At 64.5% G+C, this 23,945-nt stretch carries 26 protein-coding genes and 1 pseudogene; 15 read left to right on the top strand and 12 right to left on the bottom strand.

All coding sequences use genetic code 11. The features are described 5' to 3' along the window. Nucleotides 1-457 precede the first annotated feature (457 nt). The 6 genes from IVB19_RS21735 to IVB19_RS21710 all read left to right on the top strand — a co-directional run bounded on the left by IVB19_RS21735 (nt 458) and on the right by IVB19_RS21710 (nt 3,413). The gene (locus IVB19_RS21735) at nt 458-1,117 is read left to right on the top strand and encodes a response regulator transcription factor (RefSeq protein WP_247452476.1); all 660 of its coding nucleotides are present in this window, start codon (nt 458-460) and stop codon (nt 1,115-1,117) included. Between the two features lie 165 nt (nt 1,118-1,282). Further along, nucleotides 1,283-1,684, top strand: a complete 402-nt coding sequence (locus tag IVB19_RS21730) for a hypothetical protein (RefSeq protein ID WP_018455265.1) — start codon at nt 1,283-1,285, stop codon at nt 1,682-1,684. 119 nt (nt 1,685-1,803) lie between these two features. Next, nucleotides 1,804-2,196, top strand: coding sequence for a curlin (locus IVB19_RS21725; RefSeq protein ID WP_204511438.1), 393 nt, complete (start codon nt 1,804-1,806; stop codon nt 2,194-2,196). A 32-nt stretch (nt 2,197-2,228) separates the two neighbouring features. Then, nucleotides 2,229-2,606, top strand: coding sequence for a curlin (locus IVB19_RS21720; protein WP_247452473.1), 378 nt, complete (start codon nt 2,229-2,231; stop codon nt 2,604-2,606). An 83-nt stretch (nt 2,607-2,689) separates the two neighbouring features. Continuing rightward, entirely contained in the window at nt 2,690-3,103 is a 414-nt protein-coding gene (locus IVB19_RS21715; protein WP_275995869.1) for a curlin, read from the top strand. Nucleotides 3,104-3,122: 19 nt separating this feature from the next. Then, nucleotides 3,123-3,413 (top strand): hypothetical protein, encoded by a 291-nt coding sequence (locus tag IVB19_RS21710; RefSeq protein WP_247371822.1) that lies wholly within the window; start codon nt 3,123-3,125, stop codon nt 3,411-3,413. A 53-nt stretch (nt 3,414-3,466) separates the two neighbouring features. Here IVB19_RS21710 and IVB19_RS21705 read toward each other — a convergent pair whose 3' ends face one another. After that, a complete protein-coding gene (locus IVB19_RS21705; RefSeq protein ID WP_247371825.1) occupies nt 3,467-3,751 on the bottom strand; it encodes a hypothetical protein in 285 nt (94 codons plus the stop codon). 282 nt (nt 3,752-4,033) lie between these two features. On the opposite strand from IVB19_RS21705, the gene IVB19_RS21700 reads away from it, so the two are divergent. Then, complete coding sequence (locus tag IVB19_RS21700) at nt 4,034-4,474, top strand: hypothetical protein (protein ID WP_247371828.1); 441 nt, start codon at nt 4,034-4,036, stop codon at nt 4,472-4,474. A gap of 1 nt (nt 4,475) precedes the next feature. On the opposite strand, the pseudogene IVB19_RS21695 reads toward IVB19_RS21700, so the two are convergent. Beyond that, nucleotides 4,476-5,317: pseudogene (locus tag IVB19_RS21695) on the bottom strand (GNAT family N-acetyltransferase). Between the two features lie 120 nt (nt 5,318-5,437). Here IVB19_RS21695 and IVB19_RS21690 point away from each other — a divergent pair. After that, nucleotides 5,438-6,142, top strand: coding sequence for an SDR family oxidoreductase (locus IVB19_RS21690; protein WP_247452486.1), 705 nt, complete (start codon nt 5,438-5,440; stop codon nt 6,140-6,142). 266 nt (nt 6,143-6,408) lie between these two features. Beyond that, nucleotides 6,409-7,230, top strand: coding sequence for an outer membrane protein (locus IVB19_RS21685; protein ID WP_018455254.1), 822 nt, complete (start codon nt 6,409-6,411; stop codon nt 7,228-7,230). 70 nt (nt 7,231-7,300) lie between these two features. Here the strand turns inward: IVB19_RS21685 and IVB19_RS21680 are convergent, their stop codons facing one another. Beyond that, the gene (locus tag IVB19_RS21680; RefSeq protein WP_018455253.1) at nt 7,301-8,356 is read right to left on the bottom strand and encodes a serine hydrolase; all 1,056 of its coding nucleotides are present in this window, start codon (nt 8,354-8,356) and stop codon (nt 7,301-7,303) included. Between the two features lie 368 nt (nt 8,357-8,724). On the opposite strand from IVB19_RS21680, the gene IVB19_RS21675 reads away from it, so the two are divergent. Both IVB19_RS21675 and IVB19_RS21670 read left to right on the top strand, forming a co-directional pair. Continuing rightward, entirely contained in the window at nt 8,725-9,129 is a 405-nt protein-coding gene (locus tag IVB19_RS21675; RefSeq protein WP_247452470.1) for an ArsR/SmtB family transcription factor, read from the top strand. Between the two features lie 2 nt (nt 9,130-9,131). Continuing rightward, nucleotides 9,132-9,623: an SRPBCC family protein gene (locus tag IVB19_RS21670; protein WP_018455251.1), complete on the top strand. Its 492-nt coding sequence runs from the start codon at nt 9,132-9,134 to the stop codon at nt 9,621-9,623. Between the two features lie 120 nt (nt 9,624-9,743). Here IVB19_RS21670 and IVB19_RS21665 read toward each other — a convergent pair whose 3' ends face one another. From IVB19_RS21665 to IVB19_RS21655, 3 genes are read right to left on the bottom strand one after another with little or no spacing between them, the layout of a single operon-like run. Then, nucleotides 9,744-10,964, bottom strand: coding sequence for an ABC transporter substrate-binding protein (locus tag IVB19_RS21665; protein ID WP_247452469.1), 1,221 nt, complete (start codon nt 10,962-10,964; stop codon nt 9,744-9,746). Between the two features lie 22 nt (nt 10,965-10,986). Next, on the bottom strand, nt 10,987-11,961 hold the full coding sequence (locus IVB19_RS21660; RefSeq protein WP_026232910.1) for a Bug family tripartite tricarboxylate transporter substrate binding protein: 975 nt from the start codon (nt 11,959-11,961) through the stop codon (nt 10,987-10,989). 36 nt (nt 11,962-11,997) lie between these two features. Next, nucleotides 11,998-12,876: an IclR family transcriptional regulator gene (locus IVB19_RS21655; protein WP_018455248.1), complete on the bottom strand. Its 879-nt coding sequence runs from the start codon at nt 12,874-12,876 to the stop codon at nt 11,998-12,000. A gap of 210 nt (nt 12,877-13,086) precedes the next feature. On the opposite strand from IVB19_RS21655, the gene IVB19_RS21650 reads away from it, so the two are divergent. Further along, on the top strand, nt 13,087-13,929 hold the full coding sequence (locus IVB19_RS21650) for a hypothetical protein (protein WP_247452468.1): 843 nt from the start codon (nt 13,087-13,089) through the stop codon (nt 13,927-13,929). A gap of 4 nt (nt 13,930-13,933) precedes the next feature. Here IVB19_RS21650 and IVB19_RS21645 read toward each other — a convergent pair whose 3' ends face one another. Beyond that, complete coding sequence (locus IVB19_RS21645; protein WP_018455246.1) at nt 13,934-14,596, bottom strand: response regulator; 663 nt, start codon at nt 14,594-14,596, stop codon at nt 13,934-13,936. Next, entirely contained in the window at nt 14,593-15,978 is a 1,386-nt protein-coding gene (locus IVB19_RS21640; RefSeq protein ID WP_018455245.1) for a HAMP domain-containing sensor histidine kinase, read from the bottom strand. Before IVB19_RS21640 ends, IVB19_RS21645 begins: the two co-directional genes overlap by 4 nt. Before the next feature lie 190 nt (nt 15,979-16,168). Here IVB19_RS21640 and IVB19_RS21635 point away from each other — a divergent pair, with 190 nt between their 5' ends. Next, nucleotides 16,169-17,041: a DUF3280 domain-containing protein gene (locus IVB19_RS21635; RefSeq protein WP_247452467.1), complete on the top strand. Its 873-nt coding sequence runs from the start codon at nt 16,169-16,171 to the stop codon at nt 17,039-17,041. 13 nt (nt 17,042-17,054) lie between these two features. On the opposite strand, the gene IVB19_RS21630 is transcribed toward IVB19_RS21635, so the two are convergent. The 3 genes from IVB19_RS21630 to IVB19_RS21620 are packed head-to-tail and all read right to left on the bottom strand — an operon-like array spanning nt 17,055 to nt 20,091. Next, nucleotides 17,055-18,086: an L-idonate 5-dehydrogenase gene (locus tag IVB19_RS21630; protein WP_247452466.1), complete on the bottom strand. Its 1,032-nt coding sequence runs from the start codon at nt 18,084-18,086 to the stop codon at nt 17,055-17,057. 26 nt (nt 18,087-18,112) lie between these two features. Then, nucleotides 18,113-18,880, bottom strand: coding sequence for an SDR family oxidoreductase (locus IVB19_RS21625; protein ID WP_018455242.1), 768 nt, complete (start codon nt 18,878-18,880; stop codon nt 18,113-18,115). 11 nt (nt 18,881-18,891) lie between these two features. Then, nucleotides 18,892-20,091, bottom strand: a complete 1,200-nt coding sequence (locus tag IVB19_RS21620; RefSeq protein ID WP_018455241.1) for a mandelate racemase/muconate lactonizing enzyme family protein — start codon at nt 20,089-20,091, stop codon at nt 18,892-18,894. A gap of 179 nt (nt 20,092-20,270) precedes the next feature. Here IVB19_RS21620 and IVB19_RS21615 point away from each other — a divergent pair, with 179 nt between their 5' ends. Then, nucleotides 20,271-21,035 (top strand): GntR family transcriptional regulator, encoded by a 765-nt coding sequence (locus tag IVB19_RS21615; RefSeq protein ID WP_018455240.1) that lies wholly within the window; start codon nt 20,271-20,273, stop codon nt 21,033-21,035. A gap of 25 nt (nt 21,036-21,060) precedes the next feature. Further along, nucleotides 21,061-22,425 (top strand): MFS transporter, encoded by a 1,365-nt coding sequence (locus tag IVB19_RS21610; protein ID WP_085351341.1) that lies wholly within the window; start codon nt 21,061-21,063, stop codon nt 22,423-22,425. A 9-nt stretch (nt 22,426-22,434) separates the two neighbouring features. Here the strand turns inward: IVB19_RS21610 and IVB19_RS21605 are convergent, their stop codons facing one another. Continuing rightward, on the bottom strand, nt 22,435-23,685 hold the full coding sequence (locus tag IVB19_RS21605) for an arsenic transporter (protein ID WP_018455238.1): 1,251 nt from the start codon (nt 23,683-23,685) through the stop codon (nt 22,435-22,437). Nucleotides 23,686-23,945: the final 260 nt, after the last annotated feature.

Below are 23,945 nucleotides of genomic sequence, written 5' to 3'. Positions count from 1 at the left end.
GACTTGCCCGAAATGCATACGGAGCGTATCGATATGACGCGCGCGGTATCGAACTCGACAAGCTGACTGAACGTCTCGTCTGCTCTGGCCGAAGCGGCCAGCGCCCGGCGTTCAAGTCGGCACGTGGGTGGCGACGCCATGACGCACTCGGCGATACCGAAGTTCCCACGCCAGATCGTCGCGTTTCCGGTCGTCGCATTCCCAATCGCAGCATTGCCGATTTCGCGCCTCGCCATGATGCCGCAGGTCGCGAGGGCGCATCCCCGCAATCACGAAACCCGATGTGTGAACACCTTCACTCGTATTGAACGGGTGTTGGGCCTAAGACGTCGAAGCGGCGGATCGGAGCGACTCGCTCGATCCCCGCGAATTCATCCGAGCACCTTGATCTCGCTTGCAAGAAGAATGGATGGCTCGTTGCTTGTTCATCGAGCCCCAATCCGGGGAGCCCGTTTCCATGAGTTCAGGTCAAGCCACAGTTTATGTCATTGACGACGAGATCCAGATTCGAACCGCGATAGGAAGTCTCTGCGAGGAGACCGGGCATCAGGTGAAATTGTTTGCGTCGACCGACGAGTTTCTCGGGGAGACTATTTCCGGCGGGCCTTCATGCCTTGTGCTCGACGTCCGCTTTCCCGGCACGGCGCCGACCGGCCTCGAGCTTCAGCGCCGGCTCGCCGAGACGGGCGTGCTTATCCCGATCGTCTTCATCAGCGGCCATTCCGACGTCCGCGTCTCGGTCGAGGCCATGAAGCGCGGCGCAGTCGAGTTTCTTCCAAAACCCTTTCGCGAACAGGAGATCCTCGACGCGATCAGGCACGGCATCGAGCGCGACCGCAGGCGGCTCGAACGCGAAGATAGCGTGCGCGAAGCGCGCCAGCGCGTCGAGACGCTGACGGCGAGGGAGCGGGAGATCATGCTGTTGATGGCCGAAGGTCTCGTCGCCAAGCAGATCGCGGCGAGGCTCGGGGTGAGCGAAGTGACGGCCAAGGTCCATCGCACCAGGATGATGCGAAAACTGGAGCTTCGCTCGCCGATCGAGGTGGTGCGGTTGGTCGACAGCATGGGATGCGAAGAAGAGACGACACGAACCGGCACGGGACAACCGTACAGCTAGTGCCGCAGGCACCAAGGCGCCGCGCAACGTCTAGTCCGTACCGATTAGCATGAACTGCAGTCTGTCGCACGCAGCACGATCGGTTCAAAGTCGGTCCTGCGATGTCGGCCTCCTCCAAGACGGCATCCGAACCCAGTCAGAGATCTTAGCCAGAAAGGATATTCCATGCGCAAATTGTTTTTTGCTTCCGTTGCCGTGCTCGCCCTCTCCTCCGCCGCGCAGGCCGCCAACACTGCGACCACGGTGCAAGTGGGCGTCGTGAACGGTTCCAGCGTCTCGCAGCAGGGCCTCACCAACGACAGCTCGTCGACCAGCCAGCTCGGCATCATCAACAGCGCGACCACGATGCAGGGCACCAGCGCGGCCTCGCTCAACAACGGCAGCACGGTCAACCAGGTTGGCGTGCAGAACTCGGCGACGACCGGCCAAGTGGCGTTCGGCAACAACGGCAGCGCGATTACCCAGAACTCGTTCGGGCCTGCCGCGCTTCAGAACAACGCCGCCGCCGTCGGACAGCTCAGCGTGTTCGGCGTCAACAGCAGCACCGTCTCGCAGACGGCGCACTAAGCCAGCCCCGTTTGGCCGGACGCGTCATCTGCGGCGCGTCCGCGCCATCCTTGAAAGCACCGCCTCGGGCGGGACGACTCGGTGAGAGCTTGTCCGCCGACTTTCGCGGAGGAAATGTCATGCATCAAAAATATCTCGTTGCCACGATCGTCGCGTTCGGCTTGCTGACCGCTGTCGATGCCCAGGCCGGCAACTCGGCCAGCGTGCTGCAATTCGGCACCACCAACAACTCCTTCATCTCGCAGAGTGGCGGCACCAACAACAGCGCCACCACGATGCAATTCGGCGCCACCAATACTGCGACCACCCTGCAGACGGGCTCGCTCCTGACCGTCAACACCTCAGTGATCGGGCAGGGCGGCACCACCGCGACGGCGTCCAACACCGCGTTACTCGGCCAGGCCGGTGGCTCCAATTCGAGCCTGATCGGCCAGATCGGCGCGAACAACGCGGCGGCCGTCGGACAGCTCGGAATCCTGAACGGCTCGACGATTTTGCAGCAAACTCCGTGATCGCAAATCCATTTTCAGTCGCGAGGCATGTCATGAGACATTTTTCCGGCGCCGCCTGCGGCGCGTTTCTCACCTTGTGTTGCATAGGCGCCGGATCGGCCGGTGCCCAGACCGCCGACATCAAGACCATCGTGTCGCTCGGCGGCCCGCCGGTCGTGCTGAACCAGAACAGTCAATTCAACATGGCCGGCGTGTTCATGATAGGCGGCAGCACCAGCGCGACCGTCGCTCAAAACGGCACGAACAACGCGACCGGAATCCTGCAATTCGGCGGGACGACGTCGGCATCGGTCGGGCAGGCGGGCGTGAACAATGTCGCGTTTGTCGGCCAGGCCGGCCAGTCGACCAGCAGTTTCCTGTCCCAGTTCGGTGCGTTCAACTCGGCGACTGTTGTCCAGAATAGCCATTGAGCCGGGCGCGACCTCAGCGTCGTCAGAAATGTAATGGGGGCAAGGCAATGATATGCGGTAGACTGCTCCTGGCATTGGCGGCATTGCTCGCCGCCGTCAGCGTCGCGTCCGAGGCATCCGCCGGATCCGTCCAGCGGGGCGTGACGAACCGCAACGTGAGCATCGAAACGATCGTGCAATTCGGCAACGACGTCCAGCCGGTCACGATCGAGGAGAACAGCAGCATCAATATTGCGCGTGTCATCCAGATCGGTGGCACGGGAACGGTCGATGCGACGATCATCCAGAACGGCACGCGAAACTATGTCGATGTGATCCAGGTGGGTGGCACCACCAATTTGGCGATCGGTCAGTCGGGTGTGAGCAACATCGCCGATATCACTCAGGTCGGCAATTCCACCAATGTCCTCCTGCTCCAGATCGGCGATATGAACACGGGAACGGTGCGACAATTCGGGCGCTTCAACTGGTTGTCGATATTTCAGTTCAGCCGGTGATCAGAAGGTGAGGTGCAATATGAGGTTCATCGTACTTGCAGCAGGAATGAGCATCATGATGGCAATGGCAGCGGGGCCGGCCGGAGCCGGCGAGTCAGGTGACGGCCACACCACAATGGTTCAGGACGAGAACGGCACGTCCGTCATTACCCAGAGCGGCGATCCGGCGCAGGCCGAGGTCAAGATCGAGAAGGAGCCTGGGCGTACCACGGTCTATCGCCGCAGCGGCGGCAACACCGCCATCGTGACGCAGAGCACCCGAAATGCGCAGGACATGCTGGACTGGCTGCGCAAGCAGCAGGGCCGCTGACGCACGAAGGCCCATCGTCCGCGTTGGACGATGGGCCTCATCGTGAGCGGGCGTTACCAGCTGCGATAGACGCCGGTCAGGGTGCCGTTGTTGTTGCCCTCCGGGCCGACATCGCCCTGCGTCGAGCTCGGCGCCGGATGGTTGGTGCCGTTGAGCGCACCGTAGGGTCTGGCCACATCGGGATAGTACGCGCGTGGCTGAACCGGTTGGTAAGCGGGGGCGGTGCGATCCCAATCCGCGCGGGATCCGTTCCAATCATAGCCCTGGGCCGAGGCGGCCGTCGTGCCCGCGACGAGGGAAGCCGTGATCAGGCAGAGGAGTTTCGATTTGTTCTGCATTGGAGATGCTCCTTGCTGGTGTCGGGAGCCAACGACCGCAGTGCGGGAGCGTTCCGGGTGTTGTCGGCCGAAGCGATCAACTCCGATCAACTGGTTATGAAGTCCGTTTCCCGGGAACACGAGCGACATCAGCCGGAATCCCGGGCGTCTTGCCGCAGCTTGTTCCCTGTTCATCCCGTGCCTTAACCAATAATTAATTATACGTTTGCGAGTGGGCGACAGCCCGGCCTAGCGTGCGGTGGGGAGCCGCTATTCGCGAAGCCAAACGAGTTGGTGCGTATCATGATGTCGAGATCATTTGGGGCGTTGCTCGCCTCGCTCAGCGCAGCCGCGCTGCTCCTTGCCCCCAGCGCCGGTTTTGCCAGGCCCGGCGGCACCGTCGCACATGCCGCCACGCCTTCCGGTCCGGCGGCGCGTCCGCCCATTGCGCCGGGCGCCAGGTTCCGTGGCCGCAACACGCCTTGGGTGTACTGGCCGGGCGGCGGCGGGTTCTACTATGACAATGCAGGCTACGGCCAGCCTTTCGCCGAGACCCCACAACCCGTCTCCAACGACGTGCGCTACACCTATACGTACGACGTTCCCTGGGATTGGACGCATCGCTTCCCGCCGAACGTGGTGCCGTCCGACCGGCCCTACGTGCCGAGCTGTCCGACGGAGCAGGTGACTGTGCCCGGCCGCGGCGGCGGCGAGCACACCGTCAACATCATGCGCTGCTACTGAGCTAGCCCAGCTCGAAACTGGTCACGCCGAAGACGCGGTCGGTCCGCAGCGGCGCGATCGGCCCCGTGTACATCCGCGCCGTCTCGAACACCGGCTTCAGCCCGAGTGATTCCACAAGCGCAATCGCCTCGCGATTGACGGCGGGGACGTCGAGGAAGATCTCGCCGCCGTTTGCGCTTTCCAGCAAGGCCTGCACGATCGCTTCCGCCGCCGCGCGGTCGTCGGCGACGAGCGGGCCGATCTTGCGGCCGATCCGGCACGGCCGGATCACGCCCCATGCAGCGAGCTTGCCGTCGCGCAGCAGCGCGCGCCCGACATGTCCTGATGTGCCGATCCAGGCACGCAGGAAGGCACTGCGCGGAGCGGAAAAACCGTTGCATCGTCGGCTTCAACGAGCGCGAGCGGGATCGTGTCGAGCGCAACGACATCGGCGGGCGGCCTCGATGGCGCGGCGACGAAGCCGCCATAGCGGACATTGGCGTGAGCAAGCTGGAAGCCGGACTTTCTGTAATTGTCCTGCTGTGCTACGACGCCGTCGAGGCCGATCACGCGAGCGCCCGCATGCGCGATCGCCGCGTTCCACATGCGCAGGCCGTGGCCTCTGTCGCGAAAACCCGATCGCACGATGTAGAAGCCGAGAAACGCGAAGCGATCGTCGTAGTTGACGCAGGAGACGGTCGCGACCGGCTCGCCGTCGATCTCGCCGACGAAGAAGCCCTTCGCGTCCGGGATCGCGAAACAGGCGGCGTCGGAGAGGCCCGGATTCCAGCCCTCGGCCGCGGCCCAGTCGACGGCGATGGCGATCTCCTCGGGGCGCAAATTGCGGATCTCCAAATCGCTCATCTTTCAAGTCGCCTTCGACGGTGGACCTTCCGGCCGGTCCGGCGGTAGAAGGCCTCATGATAGGCCGGGCCCACGGCTCGCCTCCACGATATCAAAGGATGATCGCTCATGGCAGCAGAGATGGCAGCAGAGAAGGTCGCACTCGTGATCGCCGGCGGCAGCGGCATGGGGGCTGGGGCTGCGCGCCGGCTCGCAGCCGACGGCTTTCGCGTCGCCATCCTGTCCTCCTCCGGCAAGGGCGAGGCGCTGGCAGCCGAGCTCGGCGGGTTGGGGGTCACCGGTTCCAACAAATCGAACGACGATCTGAAGCGGCTTGTCGATGGCGCGATGGCCAAATGGGGACGCATCGACGCGCTCGTCAACAGCGCGGGCCATGGGCCCCGGGCGGCGATCACGGAGATCACCGACGAGCAGTGGCACACCGGCCTCGACACCTATCTGCTCAACGTGATCCGTCCTACCCGGCTGGTGATGCCAATCATGCAAACGCAAAAGGGCGGAGCCATCATCAACATCTCGACCGCCTGGGCGTTCGAGCCGAGCGCGATGTTTCCGACCTCTGCGGTGTTCCGCGCTGGCCTCGCCGCCTTCACGAAGATCTTCACCGACACCCATGCCGCCGACAACATCCGGATGAACAATGTGCTGCCGGGCTGGATCGACAGCCTGCCGCAGCTGGATGCACGCCGCGACAGCGTGCCGATGCGGCGCTACGGCAAGGTCGAGGAGATCGCCGCGACGATCTCGTTCCTGGCGTCCGACGGCGCGGCCTATATCACGGGACAGAACATCCGCGTCGACGGCGGACTGACGCGTTCGGTCTGAGACGCGGAGCGTCGGATCGCGCGCGGGTTGTCGCGATGCGACAGTGGTGTGCGTCGCGCGTCACGGAGGAGGGATGACGCGTGGCCCTCCAGTCACACCCGTCACGCGTTCGCGTGCCGCACGGCTCACGCTACGTCACAGTCCCTATGAACTTCGCCGCAGCCCAGGACGGCGAGGGACCGGCAGCCTATGCCCAATCTGCGCCGGACAACTTCCGCCCGCGCATTCGAAACGCGAGATCAATCGCGCGGGGCAAGGAGACTGGAATGAAGAAGTTTTTGCTGGCGGTTGCCGCGGTTGTTTTGGGCTCCGCATCCGTGCAGGCGGCCGACCTCGCGGCGCACTACACCAAGGCGCCGATGATGGCGACGGCCTACAGCTGGACCGGCTTTTACGTCGGCGGCAATGTCGGCGGGCAATGGGGCAGCGCCGATCCGGCCACCTCGACCGCGTTCGATCCTGCCGGCTATTTCGCGGACACCAGTGTTACCGCGATTGCTGCAGTCGGCGCCCAGCGTGTCAACAGCTCCAGCGTCACCGGCGGTCTTACCGCCGGCTATAACTGGCAACTCAACAACGCCGTGCTCGGCCTGGAAGGCGATATCAACTATTTCGGCTTGAAGGGCAGTGCATCCGGCTCGGCGCTCTATCCCTGCTGCGCCCCGACCGGCTTCACCGTGTCCTCGCAGGTCTCGGCCGACTGGCTCGCCACCATCCGCGGCCGCATCGGCTTCCTCGCGGCTCCGACTTGGCTGCTCTACGCCACCGGCGGTGCGGCGATCGCCGAGGTGAAGGGCAATTTCAACTTCGTGGACACGTTCGCTGCGGCGACGGAGTCGGCCGCGTTCCGCGACACACGCCTCGGCTGGACCGCAGGTGTCGGCACCGAATATGCCTTCGGCGGCGGCTGGTCGCTCAAGGCGGAATATCTCTACGTCGACCTCGGACGCAGCACCGTGACCAGCACCAATCTGCTTGGCGGCGCGTTTCCGACCAACGTCTTCACCCACTCGGTCGATCTCAAATCGAACATCGTGCGCGTCGGCGTGAACTATAAGTTCGGCGGACCCGTCGTTGCCAGGTACTGAGCATTCCCGTTCCGACCTGGCGTGGAAAGCCCCGGCTTAGCCGGGGCTTTCCGTTTTTCGCTAGGCGGATTCAGTGCGATGCCACCAGATGCGCCAATGCTGGCAGGATCCTGTAGCGCGCGATCTCGTGCGGATATTCGCCCCGATTGGCGAGCAGGACGATCCCGATCCGCTGCGCCGGCACCAGGCCGATATAGCCAGAGGCGTTGTTGAGCCCACCCGGCTTGTCGACGACGGTGACGCCCGGCAGACGCACCGTCTCCCAGGCCATTCCCTGCCCAAACTTGTCGTCGACGCGGAAAATCTCGTGCTGCGTCATCCGCAGGGCCTCGCGCAAGTGAGGCTCGGTCGACCGCCCATCGACGCAGGCCGCAACGAATGCGGCGAGATCCCGCGGCGAAGAAAACATCTGGCCGGTGCCGGGGAAATCAAAATAACTCTGCTGGTTGCCGATGGGGCCGATTGCCATACCCTGATCCGAGTAGCCCTGGACCGCGAGCTGCATCCAGGCGTCGTCCATGACGGCACGGCTGTCCTCGCCGCGTTCGGGCACGGAGGTCGCATTCATGCCGATCGGCTTGAGGATGTGTTGTTCAAACAGGGTTGCGATCGGAGCGCCGTAACAGCGCTCGAGCACGAGTTGAAGCAGCACGTAGCCGGCGTGGCTGTAGACGCGCTGCTTGCCGGGCACTTCGCCGGCTTGCGGTCTCCAGCTGTTGAACATGTCGATGAGCTGCGCGCGGGAAAACGCGTCGCTCGGCCACGGCGGATGATCGGTCGGCAGCAGCATGCCTGAGGTGTGCGTGACGAGTTCGCCGACAGTGATGCGGCGAACATAGTCGCCGGTGAGCTCCGGGAGATATTTCGCCAGACGATCGTCGAGCCGCAGTTCGCCGCGGAGGGTGCCGAGCGCAACCAGCGTCGCCTCAAACGGCTTGCGTAGGGAACCGAGATTGAACAGCGTGTCCGGCGTGACCGGCCTTCGCGTGGCGCTGTCGGCAAAGCCGTAATTGAAGAACTCGACATGGCTGCCGGCATAAAGTGCAGCGGCGAGACCGCCCGGCTGGTCCGGCGTCGCGGTCGGCGTCAGTTCGTTCGCAACGATGTCGCGCATCTGGGCGATCATGTCGGAATCCGCGGCGGCCCCGCGCGGCCATGCAAGCGCAACGGGAACGAGCGCAGCCCGGGCGAGCGCCCGTCGGGTGAGATACGATGAGGTGACAACAGACGACACGGCTCTGGCGCAAGATTCGATGCGCCCCCGGTCCCTTGTAGCGGGAAGGACCGAGCCTCCCTATTCACGATTGCGCGTGGTGGGTTCCGCGCGAGTGGTCGGTAGCCCGGATGGAGCGAAGCGCAATCCGGAAAGTGCCGCAGCCGAGCTAGCGGCCCCGATTCGCTTCCCTTCATCCAGGCTACCAGTCGGCGAATTTAACTTAGCTAATTGGCTAACAATTGTTGACGCGAGATCATGGCAGCCCTATAGTTAGCCCCATGGCTAACCAACTATCCCGGCTCGATCAGGTTTTCGCGGCCCTTGCCGATCCCACCCGGCGGGCGATCGTGATGCGGCTCTGCGCCGGCGAGGCGTCGGTCGGCGAACTCGCCGATCCCTTCGCGATGGCGCTGCCGAGCTTCATGAAGCACATCCATGTGCTGGAGACGAGCGGTCTCGTCCTGTCGGAGAAATCCGGTCGCGTGCGCACCTGCCGCCTCAGTCCTGACGCGCTCCTCACTGCGGAGGACTGGTTCCAGCACCAGCGTGCGATCTGGGAGGCGCGGCTCGATCGCTTCGAAACCTATGTGATGAAGCTGAAGAAAGAGCGGGCGGCTGCCAAACGGCCGACCAAGACAAGTAGCAAGACGATCGACAAGACAACCAGACGGAAAGGTTCCTGACGATGACGAATTCTGCCAATCCCGCTCTGTCGCAATGGTCGCTCGACCGTGAGATCGTGATGTCGCGCGTGATCGACGCGCCGCGCGATCTGGTGTTCGAAGCGTGGTCCGACCCGAAGCATCTGCCGCAATGGTTCGGCCCGAAGGGCTTCAAGCTCGAGACCTTCGAGATCGACGTGCGGGTCGGCGGCGTCTGGCGCTTCAACATGATCGGCCCGGACGGCACGGTCTACCCGAACCGCATGCGCTTTCGCCGCATCGAACGGCCGTCGCTGATGGAGATGGATCACGGTACCGACCAGGACGAGGATCCCGGAATGTTCCGTTTCACCGTCACCTTCGCCGAGCAGAGCAACGGCAAGACGGTTCTGATGATGCGGCAGCTGGCGTCGAGCGCGGCGCAGCGCGACGGCATGATCAACTTCGGTGCCGTCGAATACGGCTACCAGACACTCGACAAGCTCGCGGCCTATGTGAGTGGGATGAAGAGGTAGGGCGAGCAGCCACTTCCTCTCTCATGCGGAGGAGGCCGCGGAGCGGCCGCCTCGAAGCACGAGGACCATTGGTGAAGCCTTCATTCTTCAAGGCGCGGGCCCCTCGGGATGAGGGGCGCTTCATTCCTTCGCGTCGTCCGTGACGATGTCGCCGAGTTTCTGCCAGCGCTGGCCGTCGAACTGCACCATCTGGAACTGCTTGTTGACGCGGTAGTCCGTCGGCGTCGTCGTCACCGAGATGCCCGGCAGCGTCAGGTCGAGTGCGATGTTGTTCAGGCTGGCGGCCTGGCGCATCACGTTCTCGCGCGTGAGATCGTCGCCGCATTGCTTCAGCACCTGCACCAGCAGCTGCGCGGTGATATAGCCGTAGACGTTCAGGTTCGAATCCTTGTCGCCCTCCGGGTAGTACTTGGCCATGAAGGCGAGATATCGCTTCATGCCGGGATCGTCCTTCCATTCGGGATCGGCTGAATCCTTGACATAACCGACGCTGACGACGCCCTTGGCGTTGTCGAGTCCGGCAGGTTTCAGCACCGCGCTGACCGAGGAGGCGTTGATGTCGATGATGTGCAGCGGCTTCCAGCCGATCTCGGCCACCTTCTTGATCGCCTGCGCGGCCTGTTTCGGCGTGGTGGCGCTGAACAGCACGTCGGCACCGGCATCCTTCAACCGCAGGATCTGCGAGTCGATGGTCGGCTCGGTGATCTCGTAGGACGTCTCGGCGACGATCATCTTCGCTTTGTCACCGAGACCTGCCTTGAAGCCGGCGAGGTAATCCTTGCCGAGATCGTCGTTCTGATAGAGCACGCCGATCCTGGCGTTCGAATGGTTCTTCAGAAGATATTGCGCGTAGATCCGGCCCTCGACGAGGTAGGACGGATTGAAGCCCATGGTCCAGGGGAAGTTCTTCGGATCGGTGAAACGCGCCGCGCCCGTTGCCGCGAAGAGCTGCGGGACCTTCTTGGCGTTGAGATATTTTTGCACGGCGACATTGGGCGCCGTGCCAATGATCTGGAAGGTCAGCAGCACCTCGTCGCTTTCGACAAGCTTGCGGGTCTGCTCAACCGTCTTCGGAGGCGAATAGGCATCGTCATACTGGATCAGATTGACCTTGCGGCCGTTGACGCCGCCCTGGTCGTTGATCATCTTCATGTAGGCGGCCTGGGTCTTGCCGATGACGGCATAGGCCGAGGCCGGCCCGCTGAGCGGGACGGTCTGGCCGACCTTGATCTCGGTGTCGGATGCGCCGGGATCGTATTTCTTCTGGGCCTGTGCCGCCGGGATCGATAGCGCGAGAACGATCGCGACTGCCGGGACACGGTTGAGAAGTACGTTTTTCATTTCCATTCCCTGTTCGTGACCGTCACTCGCCCTTGAGACCGGCCTCGCGGATCAGCCCGGTCCACTTTTTTGTTTCGTTGTCGATGAACTGACCGAACTCGGCCGCGGTGCCGGCGCGCACTTCGAGGCCCTGGGCGGTCAGCTTGTCCATGACCACCGGCTCGGCCAGTGCGCGCAAGACTTCGGCCTGCAGCTTGTCGACGATGGCCCGCGGCGTCGTCGAAGGCGCCATGAAACCGTACCAGCCGGCCGCGGCCACGTTGGGAAAACCCTGCTCGCGCAGGGTCGGCGCTTGCGGATAGAGCGCGCTGCGTTCGGCCGAGGCGACGCCGAGCACGATGAACTTGCCGCTCTGGATGTAGGGCAGTGCGGTCGGCAGCGCCGTGAGCGTGGCATCGACGCGGCCGGCGAGCAGTTCGGTGTAGGACGCGGCATCGCCACGGAAGGGAATGTTGAGACCCTTGACGCCGGCATCCCTGAACAGGAGTTCGCCGGCAAGATGCGGCTGCGAGCCGGCGCCGGGCGAGGCGAAGGTCAGGCCATCCGGCTTCGATTTGCCGTAGGCGATCAATTCGGGAAGCGTCTTGAACGGCGCATCCGCGCTGATGATCAGGAACAGCGGCGCGATCACAGCCATCGCGACGGGCTGCAGATCCTTGCGCTCATAGGTCAGCTTGCCGAACAGCGCTTCGGCGGTCGCGTAGGGCGCCGCGACATAGAGGAGGGTATAGCCGTCGCCCGGCGCATGCGCGACCGTGTCGTTGGCGATGCGGGTGCCGGCGCCCGGCTTGTTCTCTACGATGAACTGCTGGTGCAGGTTGCGGCCGAACTCTTCGGCCAGCAGCCGCAGCGAGATGTCGTTGGAGCCGCCGGGCCCGTAAGGCGAGATCAGCCGCACCATACGCGACGGCCAGGCGTCCTCAGCGCGTGCGGCGAATGGAAGTCCGGATATCGAAAGAGCGAGGGTGCCCAAAAATGTTCGCCGTGTGATGGTCATGGTGGCCTCCCGATGGCGGAGCGCCGATTGTCTTGTTCATCGCCTGGCGCTCTTCTTGTTCTGCTTTTGTGTTTCGGTCGTCGGTGCCGCCCCAATCATGGTGCGGATGCTGTCGGCAAGAGCGGCAATGCGCGGGCCGATCTCGCCCTCCAGCTGGCCGGGCTGGAGCCGGAATGCGGGGATGCCGCAATTGATCGAAAAGGCCTGCTTCGCCTCACGCGCATGAAACAGCGGCGCGGCGACGGCATGGATCGAGGCGATGTACTCGCCGAAGCAGGTGCAGAAGCCACGGCTGATGCATTGTGCGAGGCCGGCGCGGTATGTCTCGCGGAAGGCCGACCACAGCTCGGTGTCCTCGCTTGCAATGCGCTCTTCGAGCAGCGCGGCATCGGCCTGCGGCAAGGTCGCCGCCGCGGCACGGCCCATCGCCGTCATCACCACGGAAATGGGCATGCCGATGTCGGGGACGTGCGGGCCGACGTCGCCGGAGCGCGCGGTCTCGACATAGATCATGGAGGTCGCATCGAGCAGGCCGATCGAGACCGTGCCGCGCACGCTTTGCGCGAGCTCCTGCATCATGGGCCGCGCGACCTGGCGGAACTGCATGTCGGCGAGCAGCGGATGCGCCATGCGAAGGGCGCGCGCGCCGACGCGATATTTGGCGCGTTCGGAATCGTAGCGGAGGTAGCCGAGCTCGGCGAGCGTATGCGTCAGCCGCGCCACCGTTGGACGCGGAATCCCGGTCAGCGTCGACAGCTCCATGTTGCCGAGCTGCGTCGCTCCCGCCTTGAACGCTTCGAGCACCACGAGACCCTTTGCCAGCGTCGTCGCGAACGCGGCGTCGTCGATGCTGTCCGCCAGCACGGCGGCAGCGGACGAGGAGGCGCGGATCGGTTTGGACGCGGTTTTGGCCATCCAGGATTAATGAACCCGGTCGGGGCGGTTGTCCAATAGATTCATAGAATTGTATTTTGTGTCCACTATCCGGACACGCGGCGGCGTTGCCCGTGCGGATAAAATGTGCGCGACGAGCTCCGCCGCACACAGATTCTCGTCGTGATTCCGTGGGTTGTTGTGACAGGATTATTACGACTGAATGTCATATCGATTACAGCGGAGCGATTCATGTTGCAGTGGCAGGCGCGGACAAATCCCCTCGCGTGGTGGTGGGGGTCCCTGACGCTGGTCAGTGCTGCCAACATTCTCGCCTGGTTCATGCTGTACCGCGCGTTCTATCCCACGTCCGCCGGCAGCATCAGTGGCGGCTCCGACATCGGACTGATGTTCCTGCTCTGCGCCGGCTATGTCTTCGGCTGCGCCTTCCGCTCGTTCCTGCCGCGCGCCGACGTGCAGCGCATCTGTCTGTTCGACACCTGGCTCTCCAGCGTCTTCGTCGGCCGCACGGTCGCGACCGTGGCCGAACTGTGCTTCGCGGCGCAATGGGCGGTCATCCTGCATCAACTCGGGACCATGACGGGCGCCGAGACGGTTGTGAACATCGCGTGGGTGATCGTGCCCATCATCATCATCGCGGAGTGCTTCTCCTGGTATGCGGTGGTGACGACAAACTTCCTTTTCAACGCGATCGAGAACTCGCTGTGGGCGGTGACATTCTTCCTCGCGGGCATCGCGCTGTGCCGGCTGATGCCGGGATTCCAGGGGCCGGTGCGCTGGGCGCTGATTGCCGGCATCGTCGGCATCGCCTGCTTCCTGGCCTTCCTCGTCACCGTCGACGTGCCGATGTATCTCAGCCGCTGGCGGGCAGGGTATGAAGAGGGCAACCGGTTGCTCGGCTTCCTCGAAGGCCTGCATGACGTCTCGACGCGCTGGGTCGTGACCCACGACATCGCGCACTGGAAGGGCGAGCTGACCTGGATGTTCCTGTATTTCACCGCCGCCGTGTGGTCGAGCCTTGCGCTTTGTGCGCTCTACGCGATGGAAGGCTATCTCACGCGCTATCTGGCTTGAGCAATCAGGCCTCGCCGAGATCGACCTCCGTCAAGATGCCCTGGCGCAGCGCCAGCCGGACCAGCTCGATGTCGGATCCGACGCCGAGCTTGTCCTTGATCAGGGAATGCAGGTTCGCCACCGTCTTCGGGCTGACATGGAGCGTCTCGGCGATCTCCTCTGTCGTATTCTCGGCGAGCAGTAGCCGCAGCACCTCGAACTCGCGCGGCGTGAGGACGTCGGCGGCAGAGCTTTCCCCGGCCAGCCGGCTCAGCGCGAGCTCATGGTCGATGTCGGGGCTGATCGCAATCTTGCCGGCAAGCACGTCCATCACGGCGCGCACCAGCGTCTCCGGCGGACTGGTCTTGGTGACGTAGCCCCTGGCGCCGGCGCGGATCGCCTGCACGGCAAAGCCGGCATTCTCGTGCATGGTGAAGACGAGGATCCTCGCGCCCTTGTCCCACTGCCTGATGCGCCTGACCGCCTCGATGCCGCCGATGCCGGGCATGCTCAGATCCATGATGACGAGGTCGGGCGCCTCCGATTTGTAGAGACGATAGGCCTCGGCGCCGTCGGCGGCTTCGGCGATGACGCGAAGTCCCGGCTGCTTCTGGAGCACGGAGCGATAGCCCTCGCGGACGACGGAATGGTCGTCGACCAGCAGAATGGTCGCGCCGGCCGCGCTCATGCGGCGTGCTCCAGCGGCGGCCGATCGGCGGCTGCGAGCGGAATGACGACGCGCAGTGCGGAGCCGCCGTTCGGCTTGGCCTCGAAGCTCAATTGGCCGCGCAAGGCCGCGACGCGCTCGCGCATGCCGAGCAGGCCCATTCCGGATTTCGCGACGGGATCGGTCGCGCGTCCGTCATCGTCGATCGCAAGCGCGATCTCGCTCGCCCCCATCGTCAATTCCAGGCTGACCCGCGTGGCGACGGCATGCTTGGCGGCATTGGTGAGCGCCTCCTGCACGATCCGGTAGAGGCTGGCGCTGATCGTGGCCGGCAGGGTCTCGAATGCGCCGTCGAACCGGATCGAGAAGCGCGTCTCGCCGCGGCTGCGCCCGTTCCAGCCCGCGACCAGGCCTTCGAGGCTGGCGACGAGCCCGAGCTCCTCGACATCCGGCGGCCGCAGCCGGAACAGTGTGCCGCGCAACGTCTCCATCATGCCGGTTGCGGTCCGCGCGATGCCGTCGCATTCGCCAAGCAAGGAAGGGCAGTCCTGCGCGGCGGTCTGGCGGGCGGAGGAGGCGAGCGCCCGGATGGCGGCGAGCGACTGGCCGAACTCGTCATGCAGCTCGCGCGCGAGATGGCGGCGCTCCTCGTCCTGGAGCGCGATCAGCTTCCGCGTCAGCTCGCTGCGTTCGGCAAGTGCGGTCTCGAGGCTTTCGGCGAGATGGTTGAAGCCGTCGCGGATCGCGGAGAGCTCGGCAAGGTCGAACGGCGGCAGCCGCGTGGTGAGGTCGTTGGCGGCAATCCGCTCCAGGCCGGTGCGGATCATGCGGGTGGGGCGCAGCGCGCGTGCCAGCGCGGCGTAGACCAGGGCGCAGAGCAGCGGCAGCGCGATCGCCAGCGCCAGCATCAGGCGGCCGGCCTCGTGCCAAGCCTCCGCCGTCTGCACGGCCGGCTCGACCGAGACCACGGCGTCGCCAAGCTTCGCTCCGCGCACGATCACAGGCCGTGCCGCTTCGCGGCCGGGGTCGAACAGGCTGCGATAGAAGGCCGTGAAGGCTTGCGGCGGTGGGTTTGCCGGGGCGGGCGCGCCGCTGCAGAAGCGCTGGAGGATGTCGCCGCTCGTGCCGCGGAATGCCAGGCACAGGCCGGGCGTCATCACATAGGCCGAAACGGGGTCGAGGTTGGGAAAGTCCGAGCGCGGGCTGGCGACCCACTGGATCTTGCCCTGCTGTAGCTCCAGCGTCTTGGCGACGATGGCGGCGATGTCGTCGAGGCGCGCATGCGCCGCGCGGTCGGCCGTAATCAGGAAATAGGCGGAGATAACGGCGAAGCAGGCGGCCGATATCGCGGCCACGCGCAACGTCAGACGGACTTTGAGATCGAACCTCGGGCGGTTCCACATCGGCGGGCACCTGGTGCGAACGGGTTGTCGCGCCCGCATTAAACGGCAGAACGCACCTAGCGCAAAGCCGCTAGGCGCCAGTGCGGTGCACCGTCGTGAAATTTTCCCGGTCATCGCCGGGACCGGCGCTGCTGCGAGCCCTGATTACGCCGTCCAGATTGTGCGCCGCTCCGTCATACGAGGCACATTTATGCACCTGCGCCGGTTGATCCTCTCAGTCTGTCTCCTTGTCGTCCTTCCGCCGGCTTATGCGCTCGGTGCCGAGACTGCCGTCGGCGTCGCCATGGACGATTTCAGTTATACCGATACGTCAGCGGAGCCTGCCAACCAGACCGCCGCCCACGAGCGACGGCTGGCGGCCTTCATGGCTGCGCTCCGGCAAGATATCGGCGGAGACCGGCGCTACCGGCTCGTGCCCTCGGCCCAGGACGGCGCGGCGTTCAAGGTGATCGGCGGCATCCAGAAGACGAGCACACTGGTGCAATGGGCCAAGGTCGCCGTGATCGACGTTGGCGCCAGGAAGGTCGTGATGGACAAGCTCTACACCTTCCGCGGCGACAATGATGGATCATGGGAGCGTGCCGAGATCTTCGTGTCCCGCGAGATCATGGCCGCGCTCGGCGCACCCGCGCCGATCGCGCTGGCGGTGTTCGAATTCGAGCTCGAGGACAACACCGCGGCGCCGGCCGCCGGTCTCGCGGCCGCAGATGCATCCTATCTGGCCGAAGTGACCGGCAGTGTGCGCGATGCCCTTGGCCAATCCGGCCGCTACCGCCTCGTCGATGTCGGCAGCGCGAACGAGGAGGCGGTAAAGGCACGCGCTTTACGCGACTGCGGCGGCTGCGAAGCGGCGATGGCGCAAGGGCTCGGTGCGGATCAGTCTCTGATCGGGGTGGTGCGGCGGGTCAGCCGCACCGAATACACGCTCGGCTTCCAGGTGCGCGATGCCAGGACCGGCGCGGTGCTGGCACGCGGCGACAGCGGCCTGCGCCTGGGCGCGGACTATTCCTGGAAACGGGGCGCCGTGCGGCTGGTCAGCGACCGGCTGATCGAGAACCAATAGCAGCGCTCATCGATCAGAACGTCAATTGCACCTTCATCGACTGCGAGCGGTCGCTGGCGAGCTCGAACGCTGCGACCGCGTTCTCGAACGGCATGGTCGCCGTGATCAGCGGCTTGACGTCGATCAGGCCTTCGCCCATCAGCCGCACCGCCAGCTCGAATTCGGGATCGAAGCGGAAGGTGCCGCGGAGCTGCAATTCCTTGGCGACGATGGAGTTGATCGGCAGCGTCATTTCGCCGCCCAGGCCGAGCTGCACCAACGTGGCCCTGGGCCTGAGCACGTCGAGCGCGGTGCGGAGTGCGGCCTGGTTGCCCGAGGCTTCGAACAGCGTGTCGAACACACCCTTGCCGGTGCGCCACGGATCGAGCGCCGTCGCGCCGGCCGCGACATTGATGGCGTAAGTGGCGCCGAGCTTTTTGGCGACCGCAAGCGGCGCCTCCGCGACATCGGTGACCACGATCTCGGCCGCGCCGCCGAAGCGCGAGACCAAAATCATCAGCGCGCCGATCGGGCCGCAGCCGGTGATCAGCACGCGCTTGCCGAGCAGGGGCCCGGCCTGCTTGCCGGCATGCAGGCACACCGCGAGCGGCTCGGCGACCGCGGCTTCCGCCAGCGATAGCTCGTCGGCGATCGGAACGGCCTGCGCCGCATCGACCGTGATGAATTCGCGAAAGCCGCCCTGCACATGGGGAAAGCGCATCGCGCTGCCGAGGAAGCGCATGTCGAGGCACTGGTTGCGCATGCCTTCCTGGCAATGCAGGCACCGGCCGCACGGCTTGCTCGGATTGACCGCGACCCGAGTGCCCGGCTTCACGTTCGTGACGCCGTCACCGACGGCTGCGACCACGCCCGCGATCTCGTGCCCCAGCGCCATCGGCTGCTGGATGCGCACGACACCGAAGCCACCGTGATGATAGTAGTGCAGATCGGAGCCGCAGATGCCGCCGTTCGCGATCTTGACGCGGACTTCGCCCGGACCGGGCGCTGCATCTGGATAGCTATCGATCCGCAGATCTTTCGGTGCGTGAATGACGACGGCGTGCATGGTTGGCTCCCTCAGCGTTTCGCGGCTCACATCGCGGCGATCATGCCGCCATCGACATAGATGATCTGGCCGTTGACATAGGTCGAGGCCTCCGACGCCAGGAAGATCGCAACGCCCACCAGCTCGTCCGGTCGGCCCCAGCGCTTGGAGGGAACGCGGCCCATCAGCCAGTTGTTGAAATCAGTGTTGTTGACCAGCGCCTCGTTCATGTCGGTCAGCATATAGCCGGGGCCGATCGCGTTGGCCTGGATGCCGTGCTGGGCCCATTCCACCGCCATCGAGCGGGTCAGGTTCTTGATGCCGCCCTTGGCGGCGGTGTAAGGCGCAATCGTGGGACGCGCGAGCTCGCTGCCGAGCGAGCCGATATTGATGATCTTGCCGTGCTTGCGCGGGATCATGCGCTTGGCCGCTTCGCGGCCGATGACGAAGGCGCTGGTGAGGTTGGTCTCGATCACCTTGCGCCACTCGTCGGTGGTGAACTCCACCAGCGGCTTGCGGTGCTGGATGCCGGCATTGTTGACGAGGATGTCGACCGCGATGCCCTTTTTGTCGAAGTCGTTGAAGGCGGCGACGATCGCAGGCTCGTCGGTGACATTGAACGGGGCGCCTTCCGCCTGATGTCCGGCGGCACGAAACTCGGCGACGGCCTGCTCGACACGCTTGGGATCGACGCCGTTGATGATCAGCTTGGCGCCGGCCTTGGCCATGCCCTCGGCAATGGCGCGGCCGAGGCCGCGGGAGGAGCCGGTCACGAGCGCGGTGCGGCCGGAAAGATCGAAGAGGGCGGTGCTCATCTCAAGAATCCTCAGACGTTGGAACGGCGCACGGTCAGATCAGAGCGGTCGAAGACGGCGGGCAGAAGGTCGACGCCGAGGCCGGGGCCTTCCATCGGATAGACAAAACCGTCCTTGATCGTGGGCATGGTGGTCACGAGCTCGTTGTACCAGCCCTTGTAGAAGGCGCGCACGGATTCCTGGATCAATGTGTTGGGCTGGCTGAACGACATGTGGATGGCGGCGATGAAGCCGATCGGGCCGATGCAGTCGTGGGGTGCGAAGGGCCGGTGATAGGTCTCGGCCATCGCCGCGATCTTGCGGCCCTCGGTGAGGCCGCCGGTCCAGCACAGATCCGCCATCACCACATGCATAGCGTCGCGGTCGAGCATGTCCTTGTAGGGGAAGCGCGACCCCAGCGTCTCGCTGGCGCAGACCCAGACGTCGGTGCAGCGGGCATATTCGGCCAGCGCCTGCGGCGAGTTCATACGGATCGGGTCTTCGTACCAGGTCGGCTTGTAGGGCTCGAGCGCGCGCGCGATCTGTTTTGCGGTTGGCAGGTTCCACAGCGAGTGAAGCTCGACCATGATCTCCATCTTGTCGCCGACCGCCTTTCGGATCTTCTCGAACGGCTCGATCGCCTGCTTCATCTGCGCGGCGGAGATGTAGAGACCCTTGTTCTCCTGCGCCGCCGGATCGAACGGCCAGATCTTCATGGCGGAGATGCCGCTCTCCAGCAGGTTTTCGGCAAGCGCGTCGGCGCGGTGCATGAAGCCGTCGAGGTCTTCGTAGGGACTCTTGGCAGCGCCAAGATTCCAGTTCGCGACCGGGCTGATATTGGTGGAGCGGACATATTGGGTGCCGGCGCAGGTGTTGTAGATGCGCTGCTTGTCGCGGCAGAGGCCGCCGAGCATCTGGTGGACCGGCTGATTGCAGACTTTGCCGAACAGGTCCCACAGCGCAATGTCGATTGCCGAAGCCGCGCGATATTCGACGCCGGTGGACGACTGCGCCATCGGCAGGTTCAGCATGTCGCGATGGATCGCCTCGATGTGCAGCGGATTGCGGCCGAGCAGGCGGCCGGCAAAGGTGTCGTGGATCTGCGCCTCGACTGCGCCGGCGCCATAAAAGGTTTCACCGAGGCCGATCATGCCCGTGTCGGTGTGGACGCGCACCCAGATGACGTTGGAGAATTCTTCGGTGCGCAGCGTCTCTATCGACGTGATCTTCACGGCAATACTCCTCCCGTCGCAGGCGCGCGCAGCGCCGTCTTGTTGTCATTCCGCACCGCAACATGGTGCGGGCGCATGCGAAGTCTTACGCTCGCTTGTAATATATCACAACATGTTTTAGGGATATCACCAACAAGGCGCCATCCAGCAACGACGGCGCGGGCTGAGGGAGAGACGGCATGGCAACGCGCAAGCGCGCGCTCGAGGTGGTGAGGAACGACGACGGCGAGGGCAAGCCCTTCCGACGCAACCGTCTCAACTTCTTCGAGCTCGCCTACCAGAGGATCGAAGAGCTGCTCGTCCATTGCGAGCTCAAGCCAGGCCAGTTCATGACGATGCTGGAATTGCAGCACATCACCGGCTTCGGCCGTACGCCGGTTCATCACGCCGTCAATCGTCTCTCCGCCGATACGTTGATCATCATCCGACCGCGCCACGGTCTGCGCATTGCGCCGATCGATCTGGCACGCGAGCGCATGCTGCTGGCCTTGCGCCGCGACATGGAGCGCTTCGTGATCCGGCTTGCGGCCGATCGCGCCAGCCTCTCGCACCGCAATCAGGCGCTGCATATCGAGCGCCTTTTGCGCGAGCGCCGCGCCACTCTGACCCTCGACGAGTTCAACAGTATTGACCGCCGCATCGACGCGCTGGTGCTGGAGGCGGCAGGCGAGCCGTTTCTGGTGCACACGCTACGGCCGTTACACACGCTGTACCGGCGCATCGGCTACATCCACCACCGGTTCATGCCGGGACAGGCCGAACTGTCAGGCACGATCGATCGTCACCTCGCCATTCTCGCCGCGGTCGCCGGCCGCCGCGTCGAGGACGCGGTGAAGGCGAGCGATGCACTGATCGACTACATGGGCGAGATGTTCACCGGCATGGAGGTCGGGATCGACCCGCGCCTGCTCGATTGCAGCATCGAGCCGCTGCTTGGCACGTAAGAAAGTTTTGAAGAGAGGACCAAAGATGTCGACGATGGCGATGCCACAACCGACCGCGAGCGAAGCCGCGGTCCGCTACCTCATCACGAACTACAGTCCCAAGGGCAACAAGGTCGGCTGGCTGATGATGGCCTCGATCCTGGTCGAAGCCTGGGATCTTTATTCGATCGCCTTCGTGCTGATCTTCATCAAGGAGCAGTTCAATCCCGATCCGCTGATGCTGGGCCTGGCCGCGGCCGGTACGCAAGGCGGCGCCCTGATCGGTGCGCTGCTCGGCGGCTGGCTCTCCGACAAGATCGGCCGCCGCGTCATGTTCCTGGTGACGATGGTGCTGTTCATCGTGCTGGCGCTGGCGCAGGCCTTCGTGCCCAATGTGTTCTGGCTCGTCGTGATCCGCTTCTTGCTCGGCGTTCCGCTCGGTTCGGACATCTCGACCGGCTACACCTACATCATGGAATCCATGGCCAAGGGTGAGCGCGAAGTCATGGGCAACCGCTGGCAATTCATGTTCGCGGTCGGTGAGGTCCTGACGATCGGCGTCATCGTGATCTTCCTGCTGCTCGACATCAACCACGAAACGCTATGGCGGGTGACGCTCGGCCTCGGCGCGCTGCCGGCGCTGATCATCCTGATCATGCGGCACGACGTGCCGGAGACGGCGGTCTGGCTGGTGCAGAAGGGACGCTACCGCGAGGCCAAGCAGGTCGCGCGCGAGATGTTCAACGACGACCTCGCCATGCTGCCGGACCATGACGTGGAGGTGCCCAAGGTGTCCACCCGCGACTTCCTCGCCGACCTCAAGAAGGATCCGATCCGCTGGCGCGCCACGATCTACGGCTGGATCGCCTGCTTCGCGCAGGCCAGCGAGTTCTCGACCTTCGCGTTCTACCTGCCGGTGCTCTTCGTGATGGTCGGCGTGTCGAGCGTGCTCGGCATCAATCTGGTGACGATGGCGCTGTTCTCCTTCGCTGCCGTGTCGGGCTGGGTCGGTCCGCTGCTGACCCCGAAAATCGGCCACCGCGGCATCTCGATCGCGGGCTTCTCGATCGTGCTGGTCTCGCTGCTGGTCGCGGCCTTCGCGCTCTACACCGACAACAAGATCCTGCTGCCGTTCGCGGCTGCCGCGATGCTGTGGGGCCATTATTGGGATGCCTCCAACTGCATGACGATCCCGACCATGGTCGCCAAGCCGAAATATCGCGGCACCGCCAGCGGCTTCGCCTACATGTTCGTGAAGCTGCCGTCGTTCCTCGCGATCTTCCTGTTCCCGTCGTTGTTCGCGGCGATTGGGCAGGCGAATGCCACGCTGTTCGTCGCGATCTTCCCGCTGATCGGATTGCTTGCCGCAATCTTCATCCTGCCGGAAGTCTACGGCTACGAGAACGACTGATCCCGCAAGTTACCTGATCGCGGCCGCCAGGGCCGCGATCAGGGCCGGCGGCGTCACGAGCAGTCCGAGCTTGAGGAACGGCCAGGCGCCGACTTCGATCTTCTCCCGCCGCAGCGCCACCAGCCACAGGATGGTGGCGAGCGAACCGGTCACCGACAGATTGGGACCGAGATCGACGCCGATCAGGATGGCGCTCACGACCGGCGCGGGCAAGTGATCGCTGGCGGCGACCGAGCCGGCAACGAGACCGACGGGAAGATTATTGGCGATGTTGTCGGCGACCGCGGTGGCGATGCCGACGCTCCAGGCCGCCTTCGTCACGGATTGTCCGACAGCTTCATGCAGCAGCGCGCTGAGCTGCCCGATCACGCCGGTCTTGATCAGCGCTTCCACCATCACGAACAATCCGCCGACCAGCGGCAGCACGCTCCAGGAGACGCCGCGCAGCACGGGGAGCGGCGATTGCCGGTTGAGCAGCAGCACGATTGCGGCTGTCACCACGCCGCAAACGAAGGTCGGCAGGCCCAATTGCTTGTCCAACGCGGAGGCCGTGACCAGCACGACGCCGATCGCCACGATGCCGATGGCCGTCAGCTTGCCGCCGCGGCCGAGCTTGGGATGCGGCACTCTGCGCGCGATCGTCTCTTCCTTCAGGGCGCGGTGCTGGGTCAGGCGCAGCACGACATAAGTCAGCAGGATCGAGGCCGCCGAGGGCAGGGCGAACAGCCGCAGCCATTCGGTGAGCGCAGGCATGTGCGCGCCGAACACGACGAGATTGGCGGGGTTGGAGATCGGCAGCACGAAGCTCGCGGCATTGGCGATGAAGGCGCAGACGAAGAGATAAGGCAGCGGCTTGGCGCCGGCCGCACGCGTCGCGGCATAGACGGCGGGGGTCAGCACGATCGCGGTGGCGTCGTTCGAGAGCAGGACGGTGACGAGCGTGCCGACAATGTAGATCAGCAGGAACAGCCGCTGCGGCGAGCCGCCGGCATGTTCCACGGCGAGCGCTGCGAGATAGTCGAACAGGCCTTCGAGCCGCGCCAGCTCGGCGATCAGCATCATGCCGATCAGGAAAAGATAGACATCCACGCCTTTCTCGATGCCGGTGAGCGCATCCCGCCAGGGCAGCAGACCGAACAGCACGAGCGCACTGGCGCCGATGATGGCCCAGATCGCCTCCGGCAGGCGAAAGGGCCGGATGATGACGCCTGCGGTCGCGACGACGATGATGCTCCAGGCCCAGATGGCGTTAGACGGCACTTTCGATCCTTGAGATGTGTCGGTTCATTCGGCAGCGATAGCGGAAGCCGATGTCGATGTCTTCCCCCCGCGAGCGCGGACGGCTATCTGCGATTGCCGCGTCTCGGCCCGAGTTTCAGTCCACAATGTTGTTCAAAAGCCCGTTGGGTTGGAGCGGCACGATAGCGCCGTCATTGCGAGGAGCGCAGCGACGAAGCAATCCAGACTGTTTCCGCGGAAAGATTTTGGATTGTTTCGCTGCGCTCGCAACTACGGAGTTT

Source organism: Bradyrhizobium sp. 187, from assembly GCF_023101005.1.
Taxonomy (GTDB): Bacteria; Pseudomonadota; Alphaproteobacteria; order Rhizobiales; family Xanthobacteraceae; genus Bradyrhizobium; species Bradyrhizobium canariense_D.
Note: the sequence above shows the minus strand (reverse complement) of the source record. Positions and strands in the feature narration are given on the sequence as shown.

What these genes read in the sequence shown, in the direction of transcription:
- IVB19_RS21735 (WP_247452476.1), top strand. Translation starts at nt 458, where the DNA reads ATGAGTTCAGGTCAAGCCACAGTTTATGTCATTGACGACGAGATCCAG.
- IVB19_RS21730 (WP_018455265.1), top strand. Translation starts at nt 1,283, where the DNA reads ATGCGCAAATTGTTTTTTGCTTCCGTTGCCGTGCTCGCCCTCTCCTCC.
- IVB19_RS21725 (WP_204511438.1), top strand. Translation starts at nt 1,804, where the DNA reads ATGCATCAAAAATATCTCGTTGCCACGATCGTCGCGTTCGGCTTGCTG.
- IVB19_RS21720 (WP_247452473.1), top strand. Translation starts at nt 2,229, where the DNA reads ATGAGACATTTTTCCGGCGCCGCCTGCGGCGCGTTTCTCACCTTGTGT.
- IVB19_RS21710 (WP_247371822.1), top strand. Translation starts at nt 3,123, where the DNA reads ATGAGGTTCATCGTACTTGCAGCAGGAATGAGCATCATGATGGCAATG.
- IVB19_RS21705 (WP_247371825.1), bottom strand. Translation starts at nt 3,751, where the DNA reads ATGCAGAACAAATCGAAACTCCTCTGCCTGATCACGGCTTCCCTCGTC.
- IVB19_RS21700 (WP_247371828.1), top strand. Translation starts at nt 4,034, where the DNA reads ATGATGTCGAGATCATTTGGGGCGTTGCTCGCCTCGCTCAGCGCAGCC.
- IVB19_RS21690 (WP_247452486.1), top strand. Translation starts at nt 5,438, where the DNA reads ATGGCAGCAGAGAAGGTCGCACTCGTGATCGCCGGCGGCAGCGGCATG.
- IVB19_RS21685 (WP_018455254.1), top strand. Translation starts at nt 6,409, where the DNA reads ATGAAGAAGTTTTTGCTGGCGGTTGCCGCGGTTGTTTTGGGCTCCGCA.
- IVB19_RS21680 (WP_018455253.1), bottom strand. Translation starts at nt 8,356, where the DNA reads ATGATCGCCCAGATGCGCGACATCGTTGCGAACGAACTGACGCCGACC.
- IVB19_RS21675 (WP_247452470.1), top strand. Translation starts at nt 8,725, where the DNA reads ATGGCTAACCAACTATCCCGGCTCGATCAGGTTTTCGCGGCCCTTGCC.
- IVB19_RS21670 (WP_018455251.1), top strand. Translation starts at nt 9,132, where the DNA reads ATGACGAATTCTGCCAATCCCGCTCTGTCGCAATGGTCGCTCGACCGT.
- IVB19_RS21665 (WP_247452469.1), bottom strand. Translation starts at nt 10,964, where the DNA reads ATGAAAAACGTACTTCTCAACCGTGTCCCGGCAGTCGCGATCGTTCTC.
- IVB19_RS21660 (WP_026232910.1), bottom strand. Translation starts at nt 11,961, where the DNA reads ATGACCATCACACGGCGAACATTTTTGGGCACCCTCGCTCTTTCGATA.
- IVB19_RS21655 (WP_018455248.1), bottom strand. Translation starts at nt 12,876, where the DNA reads ATGGCCAAAACCGCGTCCAAACCGATCCGCGCCTCCTCGTCCGCTGCC.
- IVB19_RS21650 (WP_247452468.1), top strand. Translation starts at nt 13,087, where the DNA reads ATGTTGCAGTGGCAGGCGCGGACAAATCCCCTCGCGTGGTGGTGGGGG.
- IVB19_RS21645 (WP_018455246.1), bottom strand. Translation starts at nt 14,596, where the DNA reads ATGAGCGCGGCCGGCGCGACCATTCTGCTGGTCGACGACCATTCCGTC.
- IVB19_RS21640 (WP_018455245.1), bottom strand. Translation starts at nt 15,978, where the DNA reads ATGTGGAACCGCCCGAGGTTCGATCTCAAAGTCCGTCTGACGTTGCGC.
- IVB19_RS21635 (WP_247452467.1), top strand. Translation starts at nt 16,169, where the DNA reads ATGCACCTGCGCCGGTTGATCCTCTCAGTCTGTCTCCTTGTCGTCCTT.
- IVB19_RS21630 (WP_247452466.1), bottom strand. Translation starts at nt 18,086, where the DNA reads ATGCACGCCGTCGTCATTCACGCACCGAAAGATCTGCGGATCGATAGC.
- IVB19_RS21625 (WP_018455242.1), bottom strand. Translation starts at nt 18,880, where the DNA reads ATGAGCACCGCCCTCTTCGATCTTTCCGGCCGCACCGCGCTCGTGACC.
- IVB19_RS21615 (WP_018455240.1), top strand. Translation starts at nt 20,271, where the DNA reads ATGGCAACGCGCAAGCGCGCGCTCGAGGTGGTGAGGAACGACGACGGC.
- IVB19_RS21610 (WP_085351341.1), top strand. Translation starts at nt 21,061, where the DNA reads ATGTCGACGATGGCGATGCCACAACCGACCGCGAGCGAAGCCGCGGTC.